This window comes from Chryseobacterium sp. WX (assembly GCF_029542485.1).
GTDB lineage: Bacteria > Bacteroidota > Bacteroidia > Flavobacteriales > Weeksellaceae > Chryseobacterium > Chryseobacterium cucumeris.
On record NZ_CP120710.1, the window covers coordinates 2351130 to 2376472 of the forward strand.

Consider the following 25343-nt stretch of genomic DNA (forward strand, 5'->3'; position numbering starts at 1 on the left):
AACATATGATACAGACAGACAATATAATTAAAGCAGATCCTGGGAAATGCTTTAAAAGAAAAATAGATGGAGTTGTTTTTGGCGATGAAATCTATTTAGGAACAACTTATTATCTTGATGGAATAAGACTTCAAGAACCCATTCAGGAAACTCCCGATGATTTTGAAGAAATTGATATCGAGGTTCGAACAGAAGAAATTAATTAAAAGATGATAATTTTATAACTTATTTCCCGAACGGAAATTTATAACTAGTCCTGGGAATATGATAAAGATCTTAGGACAAAAATAAATAATTATAAAATTTACATGTTTAACAAACCATCCTTTTTTAAGGGTGGTTTTCTTCTTTTATTCTAAAATGAAATATGAATACGATATATAAAGAAAGGCAGCCTTAAAAGCTGCCTCTCTTTATTTTCATTTTATTAGACCAGATCAAACCTGTCCAGATTCATCACCTTCGTCCATGCTGCAACAAAGTCTTTCACAAATTTACCTTGTGCATCAGCACTTCCGTATACTTCAGCGATAGCTCTCAATTCAGAATTAGATCCAAAAACAAGATCCGCACGCGTTGCTGTCCATTTTGGCTGACCTGTTTTTCGGTCAGTTCCTATATACAGTTCTCTGTCATCTGACATTGCTTTCCATTGCGTTCCCATATCCAGAAGATTCACAAAGAAATCATTGGTAAGAACTCCCGGACGGCTGGTGAATACGCCATGTTTTGAACCGTCAAAGTTCGTATCTAAAGCACGCATTCCTCCTATCAATACAGTCAATTCCGGGGCAGTAAGAGTTAAAAGTTGTGCTTTATCAATCAATAAAGATTCGGTAGACACCGTGTATTTTCTTTTCAGATAGTTACGGAATCCATCCGCTGCAGGCTCAAGATATCCCATAGATTCTACATCCGTCTGTTCCTGAGAAGCATCCATTCTTCCCGGAGCAAAAGGAACTTTTACGTCCTGACCCGCATTTCTGGCAGCCACTTCTACTGCAGCATTACCTGCTAAAACAATCAGATCAGCTAATGATATTTTTTTACCTCCGTTCTGAGAATCGTTGAATTCTTTCTGGATTCCTTCCAGAACATTTAATACTTTATTCAGTTGTGAAGGATTGTTGACCTCCCAGCTTCTTTGAGGCTCTAGTCTGATTCTGGCTCCGTTGGCACCACCACGTTTATCACTTCCTCTAAAAGTAGAAGCGGAAGCCCACGCTGTAGAGATCAGCTCAGCATTACTTAATCCTGAATTTAATACTTTTGACTTCAATGTTTCTATATCATTTCCATCAACCAGTTCATGATTCACTTCCGGAATAGGATCCTGCCAGATCAGTTCTTCCTGTGGTACATCCGGACCTAAATAACGGGCACGTGGTCCCATATCTCTGTGAGTCAGTTTAAACCATGCTCTTGAAAATGCATCGGCAAAAGCATCAGGGTTTTCATAAAAATGTCTTGAAATTTTTTCGTAAACAGGATCCAGTCTCAAAGAAAGGTCTGTGGTAAGCATGGTTGGTTTATGCTTTTTAGAAGAATCAAACGCGTCAGGAATAATATCAGCTCCATCTTTAGCTACCCATTGGTGAGCTCCGGCAGGGCTCTTCGTTAGTTCCCATTCATTTTCAAAAAGATTTTTAAAGAAATAATTACTCCATTGAGTCGGAGTTTCTGTCCAGGTTACTTCCAGACCACTGGAAATAGCGTCTTTTCCGCTTCCTGATTTATAAGTGCTTGCCCATCCAAGTCCCTGCTGTTCAATTCCTGCAGCTTCAGGCTCTTTACCTACATGATCTGCAGGACCTGCTCCATGGGTTTTACCAAAAGTATGTCCGCCGGCAATCAAAGCAACGGTTTCTTCATCATTCATTGCCATACGTCCGAAAGTATCACGGATATCTTTAGCAGCCGCAATAGGATCTGGATTTCCGTCCGGACCTTCCGGATTTACATAAATAAGTCCCATCTGTACGGCAGCCAATGGATTTTCAAGATTTCTTGAATGAATATCTCCGTCTGCATTATCATCGGTAGTAAGAACGGCTGATTGTCCTTCTGCTACTCCTTCTGAACCGTGAGCATAACGCAGGTCGCCTCCCAGCCATGTTTTTTCTGATCCCCAATAGATATCAGCATCCGGTTCCCAAACGTCTGCACGTCCTCCTGCAAATCCGAATGTTTTGAAGCCCATTGATTCAAGGGCGATATTCCCTGTAAGAATCAAAAGGTCTGCCCATGAAATGTTTCTTCCATATTTTTGTTTGATGGGCCATAATAATCTTCTTGCTTTATCAAGACTTACGTTATCGGGCCAGCTGTTTAATGGTGCAAAACGCTGCTGTCCGGCTCCTGCTCCACCTCTTCCGTCACCTACACGATACGTACCTGCACTGTGCCATGCCATACGGATAAACAAAGGTCCATAATGACCAAAGTCCGCCGGCCACCAATCCTGAGAGTCTGTCATCAATGCATGAAGGTCTTTTTTTACTGCCTCCAGATCAAGGCTTTCGAATGCTTTGGCATAATCAAAATCCTTATCCATAGGATCTGAAAGGGAAGAATGCTGACGCAGAAGATCTACTCTAAGCTGATCAGGCCACCAATCAGAATTCTGGGTTCCTCCGCCTGCTACGTTCTTCTTCATTGTTCCGTTATGAAACGGGCATTTACTGATGTCATTCAAATCTTTTTCCATTGTCGTTTATTTTATTTTTTATGTTGATTAATACAGTTTCAATTTTCTGTTGTAAGAACATGACAAACCTACAACGTTTGATTGATAAATACAATCTATTAATTTTTATTTCAACGATAGTTAAAAACTATAAGCAAATATTTTCAACAGCTAAAAAGCCAAGACATAATTGAGGTATTAAGTTAGTCATTTTTCAGATTAACTTAAATAAAAACAGCTGTATACAGCCCAATTTAGAATTACTCAACGTAAGATTTTAAAGGAAAAAGGAAGTTGGAGGCTGGAAGAAGGAGGTTTAATCGCATCATGAAAAGTAATTTGATAATTACTGAAAAAACACGCTATTTCAACAATTTCTAAAAGTTCTTCCTTCATCCTCTCTTCCAACTTCCAGCTTTCTCCCACTAAAAATAAATTAACTACCTTTATATTGACCAAACATGAACATCTGCTATGAAAAAAATAATTGTTGTGATTCTCGTTGCCTTTATTATCATCCAGTTTTTCCCTATCGATAAAACAAATCCACCGCTTACTCCGGGAATGGACTTTCTAAAAATTAAAAATACACCGGAAAAAATTGCCCGTACCCTCAGAACATCCTGCTATGACTGTCACTCTAATGAAACCAGATATCCATGGTATAGCAGTATTTCCCCAACTTCATGGTGGGTAAAAAATAATATTGATGAAGGCAGAAAAAATCTTAATTTTTCTACCTTTGCAGTATATGAACCTCAGAGACAACTTCATAAGTTGGAAGAATGTATAGAAATGGTTGAGAAAAAAGAAATGCCGCTAGAATCTTATTATTTAGGTCATCAGGATGCCAAACTGTCGGATGAGCAGCGTGCAGATCTTGTTCAATATTTCAAAAAAGTAAAAGAAGACACTGAGAGAGGAATCATGTTTAATAAATAAAGTCATGGAAAGTTGGAAAAATAAACATATTGTTTTTTTTGACGGAGATTGCGGAGTTTGTAATTTCTGGGTGCAATGGATTTTGGAGAGAGACAAAAAAGACCAATTCATGTTTGCTTCTCTTCAATCTGATTTCGGACAACAGTTTTTATCTGAAAGAGGGCTTGAAACCAATGTATTCAATACGATGTATCTTTGGAAACCCGGACGTTATTATCAGATCAAATCAAGAGCCGTACTGGAAATTGCTAATTTACTGGGAGGAGTTTATAAACTTTCCTTTGTTGGGAAAATCCTGCCGGCATCTTTAAGTGACAAAGTGTATGATGTTATTTCCAGAAACAGAATGAAGCTGGCCAATCAGAAATGTTATTTACCTGATCAGCATCAGAAGAAAAAATTTATTCAGGTGTAATTAATTATTCTTACTCCTTTTCATTTAACTTATAAAAAGATCATTCCGTAAGAGTTAGCTACAATATTAATGCATTGTATTGATTCCTACGGAATGACAAATAAGACGGATAGGTGTTCCTGTTTAATGTTTAATGGAAATCAAACTGAAGAATAGTCTCTTACCAGCTTTATCAATTATCAATTATCAATTATCAATTATCAATTATCAATTATCAATTATCAATTATCAATTATCAATTATCAATTATCAATTATCAATTATCAATAATTACTCATTACCATTGCTCATTACTTATAAATTAAGCGACCACACAGAATAAGAATTCGGAGGGCATTGGATTTTCACCCATTTATCACCCTGAGTTGTTGGATACCAACTTGAATTTCCTGTGAAATCTTTGATTTGCTGACTGCTCCAATTCGTTTCTATCCATCTTTCCTGCCAGCTTGAAGAAGTATTTATATAAACAACAAGCCCTGGATTACCATTATAGCCGTTACGTCTTGCAATATATTCATCGTTATCAGTATACAAAATGGAAGTTGTTCCGGTAGCTTTATTATTATGAATCCAGATCAGATTATTCAGTCTTTCTTTGTTTAACCATTCTTCATAATCTCTGTAAAAAATGGTCGGATAACCTTCATGGGTTAGGATATAGGCATAGGCCGGCATTTTATTGTAAATAATATCTGTATCATGATTGGCCACAAAAGTGACTGCTTTGTATGGATTTCTTTTCCACATCATATCATCATTCAAAGCATTTAAATTACCATTATCAAAGGCTTCATCCATTTTATAATAAGCTGCAAAATCAAATACGGAACTGTTGGCATTATTGGCCCACCATTCCAATGTGTTGACATTTGAATCCCATAATTCCCCGACAGAAAATCCACCTACGTTAGAATTCCAGGTATTAACAACCCATGGCCCGAATCCTTTAACATAATCAAACCTCCAGCCATCAAATTTCATCACATTTTTATAATATTTTGCTACGGAATCATCTCTCCCCCAAAGCCAGTCCTGCACATGAGGATTAGCATGACATAAATCCGGAAAGCCACCAAAAGCCCCTTCATCATTATTCCCGTAAGAGTTTTTATAAAAGTCATTGTAGTTTCTCTGGAATTTTCCGGAAGCCACACCAGAAAAATTAGTCCAGGTATTGGTTCCTGTAAAAGGATTGGCTTCAGACTGCCCGCCACTGTTGTGATTGATCACAATGTCTGCATACACCTGCATATTTTCAGCATGCGCTTTGGTAATCAATGCTTCCAGTTCAGCTCTGGATCCGAAACGGGTTTCTGTACTTCCATTTTGATTAAAATCTCCAAAATCATAATAATCGGTAGGATCATATCCCATAGAATAAGCCCCATTCTGAGCTTTTGATGCAGGTGGTAGCCATACAGCTCCAATTCCGGCAGTAGACCATGCGGTTAATTTGTCTTTAACGGTATTCCACCAGTTACCCCCTTCCGGAACATCCCAGTAAAAACCTTGCATCAAAACTCCACCACCCGGCCCGGCTGTAAATTTACTTTGTGCAGAACCTGAGCCGCTTCCTGTACTGAAAGGCCGGCCATCATGATGGGTTACATTCACTATTTTGTTGTGAACCTCTTCCTGCTTGGAAGGTTCAGTTGTCAATTCATCACTGGTTCTACATGAGTTTACTAATGCTAAAGCCAGCAGTGAAAGGAAAAAGTTTGTTTTTTTCATCGCTTTAATTAATTATCAATCTATTAAACAAGATACAATTTTATTAAAAACAAATTCAAATAAATGGGAAATATTTTCATTTCCCACAATAAATCAATAAGAAAGGCATTCAATTTTTTCATTAAAAAATCATAAATTTTTCAGAATCCCGAGACAATTTTTCTTTTAATCCATATATTTGCATACTATGGAATACAATACCCAAAAAACTCAGCTTCATATGCCGGAATATGGCAGAATTATACAACAGTTGGTTGAGCGCTGCAAAGAACTTCCTACCAAAGAGGAAAGGAACGAAATGGCTATGGCAATCATCGATTTTATGGGTCAGAGAAACCCACAACTTCGCGACGAGGAAAATTATAAACATAAACTTTGGGACCATCTTTATATTCTTGCTAATCATGATCTGGATGTAGATTCTCCTTATCCCTTCCCCACAATGGAAGAGCTGGCAGAAAAACCTAAAAGAATGGAATATCCAAAACTTCAAGGTGACTTTAAGTTCTACGGAAAAAGTATTCTTCAATTGATAGAAAAAGCAATTGAACTGGAAACGGGTGATGAAAAAGAAGCCCTAATCGAGGTGATTGCCAACAATATGAAGAAGTCTTATAATGTATATAATAAAGAACATGTGACGGATGATGTGATTTTCCGCCACCTGAAAGAACTTTCCGAAAACAGGTTGGATCTTACCGGAATAGATTCTCTTGAAAAGAGTAAGATCTATTACACCAGCAATAACAACAACCGAAATAACAACAATAACAACAGGAATAACAACAATAATAAAAACAATAATAACCAGCCTAACAAGAGAAGGCATAATAACAATCATAAAAACAGAAAATAATGAGTGGAACATTTCAAATAAGAGGAGGAAAAAGACTGCAGGGTGAAATAACTCCACAAGGAGCCAAAAATGAGGCTCTACAAATTTTATGTGCGGTTCTTCTGACAGATGAGGAAGTAAGAATCAAAAATATTCCGGATATCCATGATGTAAACAGGCTGATTGAAATTCTTGGGGATTTTGGAGTTAAAATTACTAAAAACGGACAGGGAGATTATACTTTCAAAGCTGATCAGGTTAATTTTGATTATATTAAATCTAATGAGTTCAAAAAGGACGGAGCAAAACTACGTGGATCCATTATGCTGATGGGACCAATGCTTGCCCGTTATGGAGAAGCTTATATGCCAACTCCGGGTGGTGACAAAATCGGAAGAAGAAGATTGGACACTCACTTTCAAGGACTTGTTGAATTAGGTGCTGAATTCAATTATGATGAAGAAGAATATTTCTATTCTTTAAAAGCTAAGGAACTAAGAGGAAAATTCATCCTGCTGGAAGAAGCTTCTGTTACCGGAACGGCTAATATTGTAATGGCAGCAGCTCTTGCAAAAGGAAAAACAAGAATCTACAACGCAGCCTGCGAGCCTTATCTTCAGCAATTATGCAAAATGCTGAACAGAATGGGAGCCAATATCTCAGGAATCGGATCCAACCTTCTTACGATTGAAGGGGTTGAATATCTGAGAGGTACTGAGCATACGATGCTTCCGGATATGGTGGAAATCGGATCATGGATTGGTCTTGCAGCCATGACAAAATCTGAAATCACCATCAAAAATGTAAACTGGAACCAGCTTGGTGTGATTCCGAATACCTTCAGAAAACTGGGAATTCAGCTTGAGCAAAGCGGTGATGATATCTATATTCCTGCACAGGAGCATTATAAAATCCAGAAATTTATTGACGGTTCTATCCTTACGATTTCGGATGCGCCTTGGCCAGGATTTACACCGGATTTATTATCTATTATTCTAGTGGTAGCTACTCAGGCAAAAGGAAGTATTCTGGTTCATCAGAAAATGTTTGAGTCCAGATTATTCTTTGTGGATAAATTAATCGATATGGGTGCTCAGATCATTTTATGTGATCCGCACAGAGCTACAGTGATCGGATTAAACCAGGAAGCTCCGTTAAGAGGAACAACGATGGTTTCCCCGGATATCAGGGCTGGAAACGCCCTTCTTATTGCGGCTCTTTCTGCTGAAGGAAAATCTATTATCCACAATATCGAGCAGATTGACAGAGGATATGAAAATATTGATGGAAGACTGAGAGCTATTGGTGCTGACATCGAAAGAATTTAAAATTATTTTATTTAATAATAGGAAAGCGTTCAGAATATTCTGAGCGTTTTTTTTGTTTTACCACCCCGTCAAAAATTCTTTGAATTTTTACCACCCCTCCGAGGAGGGAATTTTATCCAGATTAACGATTGATCTTTTTTATCTGTTTTAGTACAAAAATAAAAAGTGCCCGGTAAAAACACCGGACACTTTGGTAATTAAAACTATATGAATCTCACTTAAAAATAGGTTCTGCAGGTATATTCTACCGTCGTATTGATAAGTTTATTTTTATTCAGATAGACTTCAAGCTGCTGAAAATCTTCTGAATTGACATTAATATATAACTGTACCGAACCGAAACTGTATCCGTTCACGTACTCTACATTAGCAGATAACACTCTATGACAGATGCCGAATTGATTATAGATCGTATTCATCAAATGTTCAAATTTCATTTTGCCATTCAACTCTATTTCCAGTAACAATTCTTTTTTAGGCAGGTTAATTTTATTTTGTAAAACCTGCAGGCCGGGATTAGGTGTAATCATTGCTAAACATTTTTGGGTTAAACATTGTCAGATCATTTGACACTTTTGTTTTTAAATCTGTGACAAAAATATAAAAAAATATTAGTCCACCAAATTAGTAGACTAATATTTTTTAAAATTTAACATAAAAAAAAGAAGCCCGTTCAGCTTCTTTCTATATTTTAAAAATTTCCTACTCTTTCCAATTTGTCGGAACCAGCCAGTCCATTAGGATTACAACCGGGCTCTCCTTCGGGGACTTTGAGATTTTTCTTAGTGTAAAATTCTTCCCAGAATGTATTCGTTTTTCCTGTTTTGGGATCAATAAACGTCATCGGTTCCAGTTTGAAAATATTTTCTGTCCGAAAAGCTCTTTCTACAAAGTCCGAACAGTAATAGGATTGTTCATCCAGAATATAATTGAAGTTGTAAGGTTTTCCCAACATGGAAATTGCTTTTTTAACTGCTTCAGGAATTGCTTTCTGATATTCCGGTTTCAAACGGTAAACAATAACCTCCTGCCCTTCTTCTTTCTGATCTTTAATGAAATCTTTCAAATCCTGTCTCTGAGAACCGCCTTTGGGAGCAGCGTGCAGAACAAACATCCGGTTGTCTTCTTTTTCCAGAATTCCTATATGATCAAATGAAGCCGCTTTTTCTTTTTGAGTTACATTATTGATCGCTCCGGAAAGTCCCGATTCTTTTGCGGTTACAAAAAGAAGATCTCCATTTTTAAGCTGTACATTACCTGCATAAGAGTGATTACACTGGATCACCAAAACGATTAAACAGGACAAGAGCCCAGTCAACATAATGCCTTTGATTCTTCTATTAAAAAATGTTTTACATTCAGACATTTTATTATACTTTTCGGTACCAAAATTACAAAATAGAATTCATTACATTTGTGGGAATATTGATCTATTCCTCACACCAACCCAAACATTCCAACAATCTTATGCCCCATATTTTATTAGTTGAAGACGATGACAGGCTTTCAAAACTGATTGCAAAAGGATTTCAGGAAGCTGAATTTGAGGTCACTGTAGCATATGACGGAGTCACAGGCCTGAAACTGGCTTTACAGACAAATTTTGATCTGGTAGTGACCGATATTATTCTTCCCAAAAAAGATGGTCTTGAATTTTGCCATGAGATCAAAACTTTAAAACCCAATCTTCCTGTAATTATGCTTACTGCACTCGGAACTACTGATGACAAGCTGGAAGGATTTGATGCCGGTGCAGATGATTATCTCACCAAGCCTTTTGAAATGCGGGAACTGGTAGCAAGGATAAAAGTACTTCTGAAACGTTTTTCACAACAGTTACATCAAAAAGTTTTTGTTCTTAAATACGAAGGCATAGAAATGAACCTGGAACAGAAAACTGTGAACCGTGATCAAATGCCTATAAAATTAACCCCAAAAGAATTTAATCTTTTAAAATTCATGATGGAAAATTCCGAAAGGGTTCTTTCCAGATCTGAAATTGCAGAAAAAGTATGGGAAACCCATTTTGATACGGGGACTAACTTCATTGATGTTTATATCAATTATCTCAGAAAGAAAATAGATAAAGATTTTGAAACCAAACTGATCCACACCAAAGCCGGCATGGGATTTATTCTGAAAAAAGACTACGAATCAGGTACTGTATAGTAAATCAATAAGATGAACTAAAAATATCGGGATGAAAATAAGAACCAGACTTACCCTGCTTTTTACCTTAATCACTGCAATGCTTTTAAGTATTTACAGTATTTCGATCTATTATTCATCCAAAGAAGCCAGAGAAAAATCTTTTTTCAGCGAACTTCAGAACGAGGCGATTGCCAAGGCTGATTTATTTTTCCGAAGCTCCCTTCCGGAACAGGAAATGCATAAGCTTTATAAAAACAATACCAGAACATTGAATGAAGTTCAGGTTGCCATTTATAATTCCAATAAGCAATTGATCTATCATGATGATGCCAAAGTAGATTATGTAAAGGAAACTCCGGAAATGCTAGCTCAGATATTTCAAAAGAAGAAAATCAATTTCTTTTTAAATGATTTGCAGGTGATCGGGATGACCTATCATTATGAAGGAAAAACATATGCAGTAACTGCAGCAGCCTATGATCAATACGGATATGATTATCTGACACATCTTCTTACCATCAGTATTATTTCATTCTTCAGTATTCTCATATTAATTTATCTGGCAGGAATATTTCTTTCCAAAAAAGCATTAAGTCCGCTCAGTGAAATGGTTATTCAGATTAAAAAAATTACAGCCGGAAAACTTCAATTGCGTCTGAAAACTACTAAGGAAAAAGACGAACTTAATGAGCTTGCTCAAAATTTCAACGGAATGCTGGAACGGCTTGAAAATTCTTTTGATTCACAAAAACATTTTGTCTCCAATATTTCACATGAACTGAGAACTCCCTTATCCGCCATTATTACTGAGTTGGAACTGGCTTCAGCAAAGGATAAAACCAAAGAAGAATATCGGGAAACCATCCAATATGCACTGGATGATGCCCGAAATATGGTAAAATTGTCGAATAGTTTAATGGATCTTGCCAAAGCAAGCTATGATCCCAATGAGATCAGTTTTTCAGAGGTACGTCTTGATGAAGTTCTTCTGGAATCTTATACCAAAATCACCAAAGAAAATTCAGGATATAAAGTTTCTTTAAACATAGAAGATTCCGTGGAAGAGCATCAGCTTATCATTCAGGGAAATGAATATCTTCTTCAGGTTGCCTTCAACAATCTTATTGACAATGCCTGCAAATATTCACCGGAACACACTTGCCTGATTGATGTAAATACCAATTCAAAAATTCTTACAATGCGTTTTACCAATACCGGCAATAGCATTAACAAAGAAGATTTACAACATATTTTTGAACCTTTTTACAGAAGCGAAACGTCCAGACAGGAAAAGGGCCATGGAATAGGATTATTTCTCACCCAGAAAATTATTCTGCTCCATAATGCAAAAATTACGGTGCTATCAGAAGGTAACGAAACTATTTTTGCAGTGATATTTGATATTGTATAGACAACCGAAGAAATTAAACTTCAGAATCAACTTTTTTATTCTTTTTTTTACGTTGGTAATAAATATTTCTGATAAAAATCACACTGCTGGTCATAAAAGGGATCATGTGAAACAATTTTCTGAGCAAAAGATATCCTGATTTTTTTTCATCTACAATACTTTCCATACCTAACCCAACAAAAAACAGGGATATAAGAAGTAAGATTAATTGTATTTTCCAATGCATTCTTATCATATTGTAAAAATCTTCTTAATGATTAGAAACTCTGCTAAAAATAGTTGTTCCAATACTCGCTGTAATCACGCAGGCAATAGAAATCCACTGTAGAAAAGATAATTCTTCAGCAAGAAAAACCAATCCGGAAAGCGCTGCAAATGCAGGTTCCAGGCTCATCAGAATACTGAAAGTTTTTGCAGGAAGTTTTTTCAAGGCCATCATTTCCAGTGAAAAAGGTAAAGCACTCGAAAGAATAGCCACACCAAGCCCTTTCATAAAAATCGTCGGAGTAATATTAAAAACAGCACCATCCCATATCGTGAATGGAATAATCACAAGACTTGCAAAGATCATCCCTGTAGTAACCGCATCTTTTCCATCCATTATTTTGGAAACTTTTCCCCCCATGATAATGTAAAGTGCCCAGAAGACTCCTGCGAGAAAGGCAAGTCCAAGTCCTAATAAATCTACATGATCACTTTTCCAGGGAACAATCAGCAGAATTCCTACACATGCCAGTAACGCCCAGATAACATCCAGCAGTTTTCGGGACAATGCCAATGCAAGAAATAAAGGACCTGCAAACTCTACAGTCACCGCCAATCCCAGCGGAATTCTTTGAATAGCCATATAGAAAATAAGATTCATTGCAGCCAGTCCAACTCCATAGATTGCACAGTATTTCCATTTCTGACGGTCAAATTGTAAAAATTTAGGACGGTTAATCAACGTAAGCAAAACCGCAGAAAGTACAATTCTTAAAGTAACCGTACCAATAGCTCCGATAGCGGGAAAAAGCTGCTTTGCAATGGAAGCTCCTCCCTGCACACAGATAATCGCTAAAAGCGTAGCTGGTATTGCTAAGTTTGATTTTTTCATATCTAAAATATATAATTCAAAAGGTATTGGAAGGAAGTCTCCGGGATTAAACAAGCTTTTATTTCATATGACAAATTGTAAAATTCGACCTACAAAAATCAGCTTCCAAATGTATTGAAATTTTATCTCTTACCATGGGTACAGTTTACATATATTAACAAGATATAATAAATATTTCCTGCAGGATCATTAAGAAAAACAGGAAGTAACTTTCTCTAATGATTTTCTAATAACATTCTAAAGCTTCTCTAACGGTAAAAAAAAAGAGACCGTTCTACTTTTGCACAGTAAAAAATAAAGCATATGGACTCAGATCCCTACAGTAATTATCAATCTTAAAAGCTTTAGTTGTACTCACTTTTCCCGTACAGCTGAAAAGCTTTATAACAAAAGGAAAAGTTATGACTACATTAGAATTTACTCTTCGTCTCCTTACCGCATTTGCTCTGGGTGCCAGCATTGGTTTTGAAAGACAATGGCGCCAGAAAAGTGCTGGTCTCCGCACCAATACACTGGTATGCCTTGGCTCCGCAGCATTCGTACTTCTTTCCATCAGAATCGGAGGCGATGCTACAGGTAGAATAGCTTCTTATATTGTAAGCGGGATTGGTTTTTTAGGTGGAGGCGTTATCATGAAAGATGGTCTTACCGTGAGGGGGCTCAATACAGCAGCCACCATCTGGTGTTCGGCCTCTGTAGGTGCTCTCAGTGCTATGGGATTTCCCGTGGAAGCAGCCATTACCAGTGGATTTATTATCCTCACTCATATCACTCTTCGTCCTTTAGGCATAAAACTGGGCAACAATATCAACAGCAGAAACCATTATACAGAATACCTTCTCAGCATCAAATGCAAAAGTGAAGTAGAAAATCACATCCGCGTGCAACTGATGCAGTCTCTGAGCGGAAATGATAAAGTATTGCTGAAATCTCTTACCAGCGATGATAATGGGCTGCCTGAAAATGCCATCATTACAGCGGAAGTTCATGCTTCTACTCCGCAGGACAGTTTCATGGAAAAAACAGCCAGCAGATTAACGATTGAAGACAAAGTCATCAAAGTAAGCTGGGAAATTATAGGTACCGAAAACGATTTGTAACATTAAAAACAACCTTTGAAGCGATGTTAAAAAAATCTTCAAACAAAAATCTCAATTCCGCGGCTCTTGTAAAATTGAAAGAAGCTGCAGCCGAGAATGAAAAAATGGTGTATGCCCTGCTGGAAACCTCAGAAGAAGGACTTAGTGAAAACACCGTAAAAGACCGTCTGAAAATTTATGGTAAAAATGAAATTGCTACCCAAAAAGCGCCCTCATGGGTAAGACAATTTGCTCATTCTTTCTTTAATCCATTTAATTATATTCTGGCCTGCATTGCCATAATCTCATTATTTATTGATGCTATTCTTGTCCCTGCAGGAGAAAAAGATTTCAGTACAAGTATTATTATTTCGGTGATGCTGCTCTTCAGTACTGTTTTAAGATTCATTCAGGAATTCCGAAGCAACAAAGCAGCAGAAGCATTAAAAAAGATGGTAAAAACAAGCTGTCTTACCAAAAGAAAATTTAATGAGAGCGAAGAAATAGAAATCACTGAAATTGTTCCCGGAGATATTATTGTTCTGTCCGCAGGTGATATGGTTCCGGCCGACTGCAGAATTCTTAAAAGCAAAGATCTTTTCATCAGCGAATCCATTCTTACAGGAGAAGCTCTTCCGGTTGAAAAAAATGCACTTCCTATCAAAGATGCCCAATACCGTAATCCTCTCAGCCTTCAGAATATCTGTTTTATGGGAACCAATGTGGTAAGCGGATCAGCAACGGTTGTTGTAGCCAATACCGGTATTTTCACCTATTTCGGAAGCATCAGCAGAAGTCTGGCTTCTAAAAGACCTGAGACTGCATTTGATATAGGAGTTAATAAAGTGAGCTATCTGCTGATCAGATTTATGCTGATCATGACTCCTGTTATTTTTCTGATCAACGGATTGGTAAAAGGGGACTGGATGCAGGCTTTATTGTTCGCCATTGCCGTAGCTGTGGGATTGACTCCTGAAATGCTTCCTATGATTGTCACGGCCAATCTTGCCAAAGGTGCAGTCAATATGAGTAAAAAGAAAGTAATTGTTAAAAGACTCAATGCCATCCAGAATATCGGAGCTATGGATATTCTGTGTACCGATAAAACAGGAACACTTACGCTGGATAAAATTGTATTGGAAACCCACCTCAACGTTCGTGGTATTGAAGATGATGAAGTATTAAAATGGGGCTACCTTAACAGTTTTCATCAAACCGGCCTCAAAAATCTGTTGGATCAGGCTGTTCTCGATCATGCTGAAGTTCACAATATGATGAGGGCAGATGAATTGTATCAAAAAGTGGATGAAATTCCTTTTGACTTTGAAAGAAGAAGAATGTCTGTCATCCTGAATACATCAAAAGGAAAGCATCTTATGATCTGCAAAGGGGCAGTGGAAGAAATGCTTCCTTTATGTCAATATGCCTTAGATCCTGGAGATGATCGCAGCCTGCATGTTGAGAATGACAATAGTGTTCCGTTGGATGATCTTATGAAACAACAGATTATCAGAATGTCTGAAAAGCTCAATGCTGAAGGACTTCGTGTATTGCTAATTGCCATCCGGGAATTTGACGGTGATCATCCATTGAATTATTCCGTTGCCGACGAAAATAAACTTACCCTTACAGGATTTATGGGATTTCTTGATCCTGCAAAACCATCAGCAGAACCAAGTATCAAAGCTTTACACAAGCTTGGTGTAGAAGTGAAAGTAGTAACCGGAGATAATGATATTGTTGCTAAAAAAATATGCCATGATGTAGGAATTCCTATCAATACCATTATGCTGGGTGATGAACTGGAGCATATGACTGATGATGAACTTTGCAAGGATATGGATCTCTATTCTGTTTTTGCTAAAGTAAGCCCGTTACAAAAACAACGTATTGTAAAAATATTAAGATCAAAAGGTCACACCGTTGGTTTTATGGGTGACGGTATTAATGATGCAGCAGCTATAAAAGAAGCAGACGTGGGAATCTCTGTGGATACCGGAGCAGACATTGCCAAAGAAAGTGCAGATATCATTCTGTTGGAAAAAGATCTGATGGTGCTTAGAAGCGGAGTAATTTATGGAAGAAGAACTTTCGGGAATATCGTCAAGTATATCAAAATGACGGCCAGCAGCAACTTCGGAAATATGTTCAGCATGATTGGAGCCAGTGCACTACTTCCGTTTCTTCCTATGCTTCCGCTACAGATTCTGACACAGAATTTACTGTATGATGTATCACAATCCTCCATCCCATGGGATACAATGGATAAAGATTTTCTGGAAAAACCGAAAAAATGGGAAGCTGCAAGCATTAAAAAATTCATGCTGTATATAGGTCCTTTGAGCTCCATTTTTGATTATGTCACGTTTGTCGTACTATTTTTTATTTTCAAAGCCAATACACCGGAACAACAAGGGTTGTTTCAGACAGGCTGGTTTGTGGAAGGTTTATTATCTCAAACCTTGATTGTTCACATTATCAGAACGAAGAAAATTCCATTTATCCAAAGCTGGGCCGCCACACCAGTTGTTGCTTTAACAAGTTTAATCATGCTGATCGGAATTATGGTTCCTTTCACTCCAATGGCAGTGTATCTCAAAATGCAGCCTTTACCTTTGAGCTACTTCCCTTATTTAATAGGAATTCTTACAGGATATTGTGTTTTAACCCAGTTTGTGAAACAATGGTTTATCAGAAAATTCGGGCAGTGGCTTTAGTAACAAAATTCATTGCTAGCAGGTCTATCAATAAAATAATGGTTATAAATAACTTATATGAGAAAAACAGTCTTAACAATGGTACTTTTGACAATTGTTACCTCTTGTAAAAATTCCAAAAGTGAAACTCCGCAGGATCAGGATCTCCTCATCAAAAATAATCAGGTCACCGTTCCGGAAACCCATCCCGTTTTCAAAAAAATTAAAACACAGGTCGTTACTGAACAGGAACACAGTGATGGAGTGATTTCAGCGGGAACAATCCAGGCAATACCTAATCATTATGCGGAAATTGCCAGTCCTTTTTCCGGAAGAATTACAAAATCTTTTATTCAGCTTGGACAAAATATTTCGGCAGGAAGCCCTCTTTTTGAAATCCTTTCTTCAGATTATTTTTCGGTTCAAAAGGATTACACAGATGCGTTAAATGATGTACAGCTTGCAGAAAAAAATTACAGACGCCAACAGGATCTTGTAAAACATGGAGTGGGTATTCAGAAGGAACTGGACGAAGCAGAAACTGATTTTAAAAATAAAAAAACATCCCTCTCCAATGCTTCTTCTGCCTTGAAAATATATAACAGCAAAGGCGGAGGTATAGGAAGTCCTCTTTTGGTAAGAGCACCCATTAACGGAGAAATTATTTCCAACAAAATTGTCAACGGCCAATATCTGAAAGGAGATGCAGATCCGGTAATGATCATCGCAGAATTATCAAAAGTCTGGATTTCCGGTGATGTAAAAGAAAAAGACATCCGCTTTGTGAATAAAGGAGATCAGGTTTCTGTAAAGGTAAGCGCCTATCCCGACAGGAATATTACCGGAAAAGTATACCACATCAATGAAATTGTAGACGAAGATACCCGAAGCATCAAAGTCCTTATTGAATGTAACAACCCGGACAGAAAACTAAAGCCAGGCATGTACGCTACAGTCAACTTTTCAACAACTCCTGAAAAGACAGTAATGATTCCCGTAACCGCTTTAATGCAGCAGGATAACTCTCAGTATGTATGGGTAAAAACAGGCAAGAGCCAATATACAAAACGTGCTGTCACAACAGGAGAAACCGATCAGAAAACAGTAAGAATTATATCGGGATTAAAATCCGGAGAAACCATCATGACTGAAGGAGGAATTTATATGCTGGATGCGAAATAATGTAAAAGAAAAACTATGAAGAAATTACTAACAATCTCGATACAGAAGAGATGGCTCATGCTTGCCCTTTTCCTTTTACTGGGATTCTTCGGGTATTATTCCTGGACCAGGCTATCCATAGAAGCCTATCCCGATATCGCCGATGTAACTTCCCAGGTGGTAACACAGGTTCCGGGCTTGGCTGCCGAAGAAGTAGAACAACAGATTACCATTCCTTTGGAAAGATCTCTGAACGGACTTCCGGGAATGCATGTAATGCGAAGCAAAAGTACCTTCGGACTATCCATCATTACTATGGTTTTTGATGATGGTATAGACGATTACTGGGCACGGCAGCGTATTCAGGAAAGACTGACGGATGTGGAGCTCCCTTATGGTGCACAGCCCGGATTAGATCCTCTCACCTCTCCTATTGGCGAAGTTTATCGTTATATTATCGAAAGTAATAACCACAGTCTGCGGGAACTTACGGATTTACAAAAATTTGTAATTATTCCCCGTATCAAGCAGGTTTCAGGAATTGCCGATGTGACCAATTTCGGAGGAATTACCACGCAGTTTCAGATTGAGCTGGATCCGCATAAACTTGAACAATACGGACTGTCACTTTCTGAAGTTACTGAAACCATCTCCAAAAATAACGTAAGCGCCGGAGGAAGTATGCTGCCCCGCGGAAATCTTGCCTATGTAATTCGTGGAATAGGTTTGGTAAAAGATTTAGATGATCTTGGAAAAATTGTAGTCAAAACCCAAAACGGAGTTCCAGTTTTCCTGAATGATGTAGGAACATTAAAATACGGGAATCTGGAAAGGAAAGGAATTCTTGGCTACACCGACAGAAACCGCAATTATTCTGAAAGTGTGGAAGGAATCGTGCTTTTATTGAGAGGTCAAAACCCATCACAAGTGCTGGAAGGAGTACACAAAGCTATTGAAGAATTGAATAATGAAACACTTCCTCCCGGTGTAAAGATCCATCCTTTTCTGGACCGAACAGACCTTGTCAAAACAACGCTTACAACAGTTTCCCATACGCTTACCGAAGGAATTGTACTGGTTATTATTGTGCTGATTGTATTTCTTGGAAGCTGGCGTGGAGCGTTCTTAGTGGCTATTACCATTCCTCTTTCCTTATTATTTGCTTTTATATTAATGCATTTTACCAATATTCCCGCCAATCTGCTTTCATTGGGAGCTATTGATTTTGGAATCATTGTGGACGGAGCCATCGTCATGCTGGAAACCATTCTGAAGAAACGGGAAGAAAATTCTGAAGAGACACTGGAAGAAAAAACCATTACCCAAAGAGTGATTGAGGTGGCAAAACCTATTTTCTTTTCAACCATCATTATCATTACCGCCTATCTGCCTTTATTTGCTTTTGAAAGAGTAGAAAAAAAATTATTTACCCCCATGGCTTTTACTGTTGGATATGCTCTGTTGGGAGCCCTTGCTGTAGCATTACTTCTTATCCCGGGATTAGCTTATGTAATTTATCGGAAACCACAAAAGATTTATCACAATAAATGGCTCGAGAAACTCAGCGCAGCCTATGGAAAAAGCATTGAAAAAATAATGCAGACTCCTAAAAGAGTTCTCATTCCCATTATGATTGTCTTAGTATCTGCCGGAATTCTCTCCTATCAGGTCGGAAAAGATTTCCTTCCCGAACTGGATGAAGGTTCTATATGGCTGCAGGTACAGCTGCCTCCCGGAATTTCTTTAGCCCAATCAAAAGAAATGAGTGATACCTTACGTTCCCGCACCTTAAAACATCCTGAAATTACGTATATGATGGTTCAGGCGGGACGTAATGATGATGGTACCGACCCGTGGACAGCTTCCCATTTTGAAGTCTCGGTCGGGATAAAACCTTACAGCGAATGGCCCGAAGGAAAAACCAAAGCAGACCTCATCAAAGAACTGGCAGCTGATTATAAAGATATGCCGGGATTTACCGTAGGTTTTTCACAGCCTATGATTGACGGAGTTATGGATAAAATTTCCGGAGCTCACAGCGAATTAGTAGTAAAGGTATATGGAGAAGATTTTAAAGAAACCAGAAGAATTGCTGAAAATGTATTGTCTACTTTAAATAAAATTCCGGGTTCAGCAGATCTTGCTATCGATCAGGAACCCCCATTGCCTCAACTGCAGATTATTGCCAACAGAGATAAAATTGCCCAATATGGTTTGAATGTAGCCGATGTCGCCGATCTCATTGAGGTTGCACTAGGTGGAAAAGCCATTTCCCAGATCTTTATCGGCAATAAAGTATATGATATTTCATGCCGATATACAGAAGACAGCCGTGACACTCCTGATAAAATCGGAAATCTGATGCTAACCTCAGCTTCCGGAGCAAAAATTCCTTTATCACAGGTGGCAGAAGTAAAATTAAGTACAGGTGAAAGTACTATTACCAGAGAAATGAATAAACGACATCTTACGGTAAAGCTGAATTTAAGAGGAACCGATCTTTCTTCTTTCCTGAAAAATGCACAGGATAAAATTGAAAAAGATATCCAATATGATCATGAAAAATATCAGATCAAATGGGGCGGACAGTTTGAAAATCAAAACAGAGCCTATTCCAGACTGGCATTTATTGTTCCACTGGCATTAGCCATCATGTTTCTTTTATTATATGGTGCCTTTGGAGATTTCAGACAGGCTTTGGTTCTGATGTCCATTGTTCCACTGGCATTATTTGGTGGAATGCTGGCACTCAATATCCGCGGAATGTCTCTGAATGTATCTTCCGCAGTAGGCTTTATCGCGCTCTTCGGAGTTGCTATCCAGAATGGAGTCATTATGATTTCCCACATCAACGATCTGCGTAAGAAAGGATATGAACTGAAACAGGCTGCCATCAAAGGAGCAAAAGACCGTTTCAGACCTGTACTGATGACTGCGACGGTTGCTGTAATCGGGCTTTTCCCGGCATCATTGGCCACAGGAATCGGTTCTGATGTACAACGTCCACTGGCAACAGTAATCGTATATGGATTGATGTTCTCTACTATTTTAACCTTATTCGTGCTGCCGGCTATTTATTTTATGGCTGAACGCCGAAACGAAAAACAAAATTTAGAATCAGATGAAAATTAGAGTTCAGTTTATCATATTATCTGTAGTATTATTGAGCATTACAGGGATAAAGGCACAGGAAAAAGAGCTTTTACCATTTGAAGAATACCTGAACCTTGTCGGAAATAAGAATCTGGGTTACGCCTCTCAGAAATATAATGTAAGCATGGCCGAAGCTGCCATTCAAACCGCTAATATGTTTCCTGACCCTCAACTGGAAATGGAAACCACCAATAACGGAGTGAAGCAGAATATGGGATATGTCTACGGAGCCGCCATTGGTTGGACAATTGAATTGGGAGGAAAAAGAAAAGCTCGTGTTAATCTGGCCAAAAACCAGTCGGAGCTAAGCAAAATACAGCTGCAGGATTTTTTCAGAAATCTTCGTGCAGATGCCAGTTTAGGATATATTGAGGCTTTAAAATCCAAGGCTTTGCTTGAAGTACAGCAGGATTCTTATCAAAACATGCGGCAATTGGCAAAATCCGACAGTATTCGGTACCAATTGGGAACGATAACCTTGGTCACTTCCAAACAGAGTAAGCTGGAAGCAGCTTCTTTACTCAATGAAGTATATCAGGCCGAAAGTGCAGAGCAGCAGGCTCTCACCGGTTTATCTGTATTTCTTGGAGACAGCAAAATAACTGGCAGAGATGTTACCGGAGATTTTAATACCTTCAACAGAGATTTCAGCATTGACGATCTGATTCTTCAGGCATTGAATGAAAGAGCAGATTTATTGGCAGCCAAGCAAAATACAGAAGTTGCCAAAAGCCAGATCAATCTTGAAAAAGCCAATCGGGTCATAGATCTTGGCATCAGTGCCGGAACAGAACAACACACCGAAGCCACTAATGAAATTGCTCCTTCCCCAACTGTAAATGCTGTAAAAATGGGTATTAGCATTCCCCTGAAGTTTTCCAACAGAAGAAATGCCGGATTGAAAATAGCAGAAATGGCCTATTCGCAGGCAGAAGTTGAGTATAAACGGATCGAACAGGAGATAAAAGCTGAGGTAACGCAGGCTTTTCAGCAATACACAGCCACTCAGAAACAGCTTAGACAATTTCATAACGGAATGCTTTCTGAGGCCAAAAGTATTCTGGAAGGAATCATTTATAGCTACAAAAGAGGCGAAAGTTCTATTCTTGAAGTTCTGAATGCCCAGAGAACCTATAATAATGTACGAAAAGATTATTATCAGGCTCTTGCTGATAATGCAGCAGCTTTAATTGAACTTGAAAGGAAGGCAGGAATCTGGGATATTCATTTTTAAACTGGAAGAAGGAAGCAGATGGAGACATCTGGAAACCGATGAATAAATACACGCCATTTAATTAACTTATTAATACTTGGAATATTTATCAAGAAATGACAATCAGCAGTTTAAAAAACAATTGTTACTTCCAACTTCCTGTCTCATATTGATTTTAAAAACATAAATATTAATTCCAGCTTCCATCTTCCAGCATAAAAAAGCCCTGAAATCTGTTTGATTTCAGGGCTTTTTTTATCTCTTATACTGCGATTCATAAATTTTAATCCAGTCGTCTGCGGTCATTTTTTTACTGAGTTCAGCGATCAGTTCAAAAGGAATATCTTCTGCTTTTTTGAAACGTACACAGGATTTTCCCATATCCAGTTTCTTTTTGGAGTATTTAGGATATTCTGTCACAAACCAGTCGAGGAGTTCCGGTGTTGAATACAGTCCCATATGATACAATGCTATAAAATTCTTCTGGGAAGCAATATTGATAAAAGGCAGCGGGGTCCCGGGTGCACAGTGATATCCGGCAGGATATTTTGCTAAAGGAACTACCCAGCCTATCATCCCATAATTGACAGCGTCTTCAAAACCTTTCGGAAGGTTATCGTTCACCGTATCAAAAAGTTTTTTAAAAGCTTCCTGTCTCTCTTCAGGAATTTTTGAGATATAATCTTCTATAGAAACCGATTGAATCTGCATGTGATAATTTTTTCTAAAATACGATTATTTTATAAAATTGTAAACACTGAACATCTGAACCTCCTTGCTGCTCTTTTGAAGGAACATCATTTTGTTAACATTCGGAACATACTGAATCATATTTCCATCTGCAAAACCATAATTCTGGAAGAAGTTTCTGCCTTTATAATCAAGGTTTACTTCCTGAGGTTTCAGATTGGCGAAATCAAAAACTTTCATAGAAAATCCTGTATTACCAAATGCTCCTTTAGGATAGAAAGCGGAAATATAAAGTTTGTCTCCTGCTTCCACCACATGAATTCTTTTTCCGGTAGAAGTGCCTGCCGCTACAAATTGTTTTACCTCACCTTCTTTATTAAACTTGATCAGCATTCCCGCATCCAGAGAATATACAGGATCCGGGAAACGGTTCATTGCTGTAGGCATCGGTCTTGTTACCGTCTCCTGCTGAACAGCCATTAAAGTTTCATCTCCTTTTACAATCGTTTTGATGACTTTCACATCACTCATGTCTTTACTTCCTGCCAGATTGGTATTGCTGATAACTACTTTTCCGGATTTCATATCATAAAACATTACCGTTCCGAAAGTACTTGAACCTATAGTAACCGCTGCATTTTTTCTTCCAAAAGTTACCAGGTAATCATTATCATTTTTACTGAATGCATATAATTTTTCAGGAATATATTTATCATCGAATGGAAGGTCTTTATCTTCCGTATTGGAAACCAGTTCCAGCTTGTAAGCTTCCTTCCAGCCTGCTGCTTTACGCAATACAACGATTTTCGCTGAGTTCGTTAATGTCAGAGACTTTTCAACATAGTCACTGCTTAATATAATTTCTTTGTTCCATACCGGAGTAAGTGTTCTCAGATCCAATACCAGAACGTCATTTACATTTTCAGTTTTTTTGTTGGCAAATCTGTCGTTGAAGATGGCTGCATATTTCCCGTTTTCTGAGAAAAGGACATAAGTAGTTCCTGATTTATTGGTAGATTCAATACTGTATTTTGCAATACTCTTTGTTGTAAAAGTACCTTCCTTTCTGCTGAAAACATGCTGGAAAACTTCTTTTCTGTTTTCTTTTCCGAAATACTCTTCCGTAAATGCTATAAATTTATCATCATCAATCTGTTGTGACCCCAGATAATTGTGAAGAACACCATTCGTTTTGTTGGCATAATCTTTCACATAAGTATCCACAAGACTTCCGTTCTGATCCAGTTTTCTCATCAGTAATTTCTTATGAGGAAAAACATTTCTCATCAGACCGTCAATATTGATAGCGCTGAACATATAAGAATTGTAATCATCTGCCAGCACCAGTTTATCATCCGTTTCAAGATTGGCATCCACAGTGAATTTTGTTCCTTCCGTTACTTTCGTCTGTGCATAAGAGTACACAGAAGCGGTAATTAATGCCGAAGCAATAATCTGTTTAATCATATCGTTTTCTTTAGTTATTATAAATTTTTTCTTCCAGTCTTTTCAGTTCAAGATTAGCATCGTAGGACAGTTTAATATCTACTAAATGTTCCTGTAACTCATTTAAATATTTCTCTGCTTCCTGGTAATTACCTAACGCAATATTCAATCTGATCAGGTTAAAATAAAGGTATTCTCCGATCTTCTGATTGTAAACTGCTTTCTTATCATTATAATTTACTTTTGTTAAAGCTGTTTTCCAAAGATCAATTCCTTTCTGCATGTTCTCCATGGCAATTTTATTCGGTGCATAATCAGATTTTGCCTGAAGTTTCTTCAGATTGGTCGTCACATAGATATATGCTTTTTCCAGATCATCATACTCTCCTTTATTTTTTACAGTTGCTAATGTGACTGTAGAATTAATGGTCTGATAGCCGAAGTTTTCATTGATAATATTTCTTGTACGGTCAATTGTTCTTTGCAGAAATCTTTTTTCCTGGGCATTCAGATTAATTTCATTAGTTGGAACACTTGCTATTTCAGCAAAATCTGAGAAGTAGGTTTTATCCAGTTTTATAGCACCGTCTTGCTTCGCCGTGATTTTTGTAGGCTGATTGGCAAAGGTTTTTCCCTGATTGTCCTGAAAGTTTGTTCTTTCCATCTCAATCACAATGTCAAGATAATTTCCACCTTTTGAAAAACCAATCACATCGATTTGAGAAGCAAGAATTTTGTTATCCACAATTAAAGCATCTCTCAGGTCGGGCTGCTGGTAAACCGGCATTGGAGGAATATTAAGGACAGGTCTTGAAGGAAGTCTAAGCGTAGGAGCACCGTTGGTTGCTGCAATTTTTTCAACCGCTGACAATTTGCTGTATTCTGCAGATTCAAGTTTGTATTTTTCCTGAAGTTTTTTCACCTCAGCATCATAGTCCTTTAATCTTTCCTGATGCTCATACTTGGCATTTTCAACATTAGTCTGATAATTATCTACCTTTTTCTGATGGTCTTCTTTTGAGATTCTTATGACATCATCTTTTGTAATGTTATAGGGAGACTTTACCGTAATCGTATAATTTCTATTGGAAAGTTCCGTAGGAAAAACCGGCTCTTTTAAAAGCTGAAAACTGATTATTTCTTTATCAATTCGCTGAGCCTGGGAAAATTCGGAATAAAATAATGGTATTAAAAAAAGTAGTTTAAATTTATTCATGGATATTATAGTTTTCGGTGCAAATGTATAATAATTTTATGGACATTTTCTGATAATATTTTGTCCAGTTATTAATAAACCGGTCACAAAA

General features: G+C 37.7%; 20 protein-coding genes. 12 read left to right on the forward strand and 8 right to left on the reverse strand.

The features are described 5' to 3' along the window. Positions 1 to 5: 5 nt before the first annotated feature. Entirely contained in the window at positions 6 to 206 is a 201-nt protein-coding gene (locus tag PZ898_RS10610; protein WP_277695465.1) for a hypothetical protein, read from the forward strand. A gap of 221 nt (positions 207 to 427) precedes the next feature. Here the strand turns inward: PZ898_RS10610 and katG are convergent, their stop codons facing one another. After that, positions 428 to 2707 carry a catalase/peroxidase HPI gene (gene katG / locus PZ898_RS10615; RefSeq protein ID WP_277695466.1) on the reverse strand — a complete coding sequence of 760 codons (2280 nt, stop codon included), beginning with the start codon at positions 2705 to 2707 and terminating at the stop codon, positions 428 to 430. A 453-nt stretch (positions 2708 to 3160) separates the two neighbouring features. Here katG and PZ898_RS10620 point away from each other — a divergent pair, with 453 nt between their 5' ends. Next, on the forward strand, positions 3161 to 3628 hold the full coding sequence (locus tag PZ898_RS10620) for a heme-binding domain-containing protein (RefSeq protein WP_062676178.1): 468 nt from the start codon (positions 3161 to 3163) through the stop codon (positions 3626 to 3628). A gap of 4 nt (positions 3629 to 3632) precedes the next feature. Further along, complete coding sequence (locus PZ898_RS10625) at positions 3633 to 4043, forward strand: DCC1-like thiol-disulfide oxidoreductase family protein (RefSeq protein ID WP_277695467.1); 411 nt, start codon at positions 3633 to 3635, stop codon at positions 4041 to 4043. A gap of 294 nt (positions 4044 to 4337) precedes the next feature. On the opposite strand, the gene PZ898_RS10630 is transcribed toward PZ898_RS10625, so the two are convergent. After that, the gene (locus PZ898_RS10630) at positions 4338 to 5777 is read right to left on the reverse strand and encodes an alpha-amylase (RefSeq protein ID WP_277695468.1); all 1440 of its coding nucleotides are present in this window, start codon (positions 5775 to 5777) and stop codon (positions 4338 to 4340) included. 187 nt (positions 5778 to 5964) lie between these two features. Between PZ898_RS10630 and PZ898_RS10635 the strand changes: the two genes are divergently transcribed. Further along, positions 5965 to 6633: a DUF4290 domain-containing protein gene (locus PZ898_RS10635; RefSeq protein ID WP_034695011.1), complete on the forward strand. Its 669-nt coding sequence runs from the start codon at positions 5965 to 5967 to the stop codon at positions 6631 to 6633. After that, positions 6633 to 7940: a UDP-N-acetylglucosamine 1-carboxyvinyltransferase gene (gene murA / locus PZ898_RS10640; protein ID WP_110008022.1), complete on the forward strand. Its 1308-nt coding sequence runs from the start codon at positions 6633 to 6635 to the stop codon at positions 7938 to 7940. The genes PZ898_RS10635 and murA overlap by 1 nt, the downstream gene beginning before the upstream one ends. 218 nt (positions 7941 to 8158) lie before the next feature. Here the strand turns inward: murA and PZ898_RS10645 are convergent, their stop codons facing one another. Both PZ898_RS10645 and PZ898_RS10650 read right to left on the reverse strand, forming a co-directional pair. Beyond that, entirely contained in the window at positions 8159 to 8470 is a 312-nt protein-coding gene (locus PZ898_RS10645) for an NIL domain-containing protein (protein ID WP_062676181.1), read from the reverse strand. Between the two features lie 161 nt (positions 8471 to 8631). Then, positions 8632 to 9306 (reverse strand): YiiX/YebB-like N1pC/P60 family cysteine hydrolase, encoded by a 675-nt coding sequence (locus tag PZ898_RS10650; RefSeq protein ID WP_120232149.1) that lies wholly within the window; start codon positions 9304 to 9306, stop codon positions 8632 to 8634. 101 nt (positions 9307 to 9407) lie between these two features. Between PZ898_RS10650 and PZ898_RS10655 the strand changes: the two genes are divergently transcribed. After that, positions 9408 to 10109 carry a response regulator transcription factor gene (locus PZ898_RS10655; protein ID WP_062676305.1) on the forward strand — a complete coding sequence of 234 codons (702 nt, stop codon included), beginning with the start codon at positions 9408 to 9410 and terminating at the stop codon, positions 10107 to 10109. Between the two features lie 31 nt (positions 10110 to 10140). After that, positions 10141 to 11502, forward strand: a complete 1362-nt coding sequence (locus PZ898_RS10660; RefSeq protein WP_120232151.1) for an ATP-binding protein — start codon at positions 10141 to 10143, stop codon at positions 11500 to 11502. A gap of 250 nt (positions 11503 to 11752) precedes the next feature. On the opposite strand, the gene PZ898_RS10665 is transcribed toward PZ898_RS10660, so the two are convergent. Beyond that, positions 11753 to 12598, reverse strand: coding sequence for a DMT family transporter (locus PZ898_RS10665; protein WP_123279529.1), 846 nt, complete (start codon positions 12596 to 12598; stop codon positions 11753 to 11755). A gap of 401 nt (positions 12599 to 12999) precedes the next feature. Between PZ898_RS10665 and PZ898_RS10670 the strand changes: the two genes are divergently transcribed. The 5 genes from PZ898_RS10670 to PZ898_RS10690 are packed head-to-tail and all read left to right on the forward strand — an operon-like array spanning position 13000 to position 21921. Next, on the forward strand, positions 13000 to 13698 hold the full coding sequence (locus tag PZ898_RS10670) for an MgtC/SapB family protein (protein WP_277695469.1): 699 nt from the start codon (positions 13000 to 13002) through the stop codon (positions 13696 to 13698). Between the two features lie 23 nt (positions 13699 to 13721). Continuing rightward, complete coding sequence (mgtA, locus tag PZ898_RS10675; RefSeq protein WP_277695470.1) at positions 13722 to 16394, forward strand: magnesium-translocating P-type ATPase; 2673 nt, start codon at positions 13722 to 13724, stop codon at positions 16392 to 16394. Between the two features lie 57 nt (positions 16395 to 16451). Then, positions 16452 to 17555, forward strand: a complete 1104-nt coding sequence (locus PZ898_RS10680) for an efflux RND transporter periplasmic adaptor subunit (RefSeq protein ID WP_277695471.1) — start codon at positions 16452 to 16454, stop codon at positions 17553 to 17555. A gap of 15 nt (positions 17556 to 17570) precedes the next feature. Then, entirely contained in the window at positions 17571 to 20666 is a 3096-nt protein-coding gene (locus PZ898_RS10685; protein WP_277695472.1) for a CusA/CzcA family heavy metal efflux RND transporter, read from the forward strand. Further along, positions 20656 to 21921, forward strand: a complete 1266-nt coding sequence (locus PZ898_RS10690) for a TolC family protein (protein WP_277695473.1) — start codon at positions 20656 to 20658, stop codon at positions 21919 to 21921. The genes PZ898_RS10685 and PZ898_RS10690 overlap by 11 nt, the downstream gene beginning before the upstream one ends. Positions 21922 to 22155: 234 nt before the next feature. Here PZ898_RS10690 and PZ898_RS10695 read toward each other — a convergent pair whose 3' ends face one another. From PZ898_RS10695 to PZ898_RS10705, 3 genes are read right to left on the reverse strand one after another with little or no spacing between them, the layout of a single operon-like run. After that, a complete protein-coding gene (locus PZ898_RS10695; protein WP_277695474.1) occupies positions 22156 to 22611 on the reverse strand; it encodes a DUF1801 domain-containing protein in 456 nt (151 codons plus the stop codon). A 24-nt stretch (positions 22612 to 22635) separates the two neighbouring features. Then, the gene (locus tag PZ898_RS10700; RefSeq protein ID WP_277695475.1) at positions 22636 to 24057 is read right to left on the reverse strand and encodes a hypothetical protein; all 1422 of its coding nucleotides are present in this window, start codon (positions 24055 to 24057) and stop codon (positions 22636 to 22638) included. A 10-nt stretch (positions 24058 to 24067) separates the two neighbouring features. Then, entirely contained in the window at positions 24068 to 25252 is a 1185-nt protein-coding gene (locus PZ898_RS10705; RefSeq protein ID WP_062676190.1) for a hypothetical protein, read from the reverse strand. Positions 25253 to 25343: the final 91 nt, after the last annotated feature.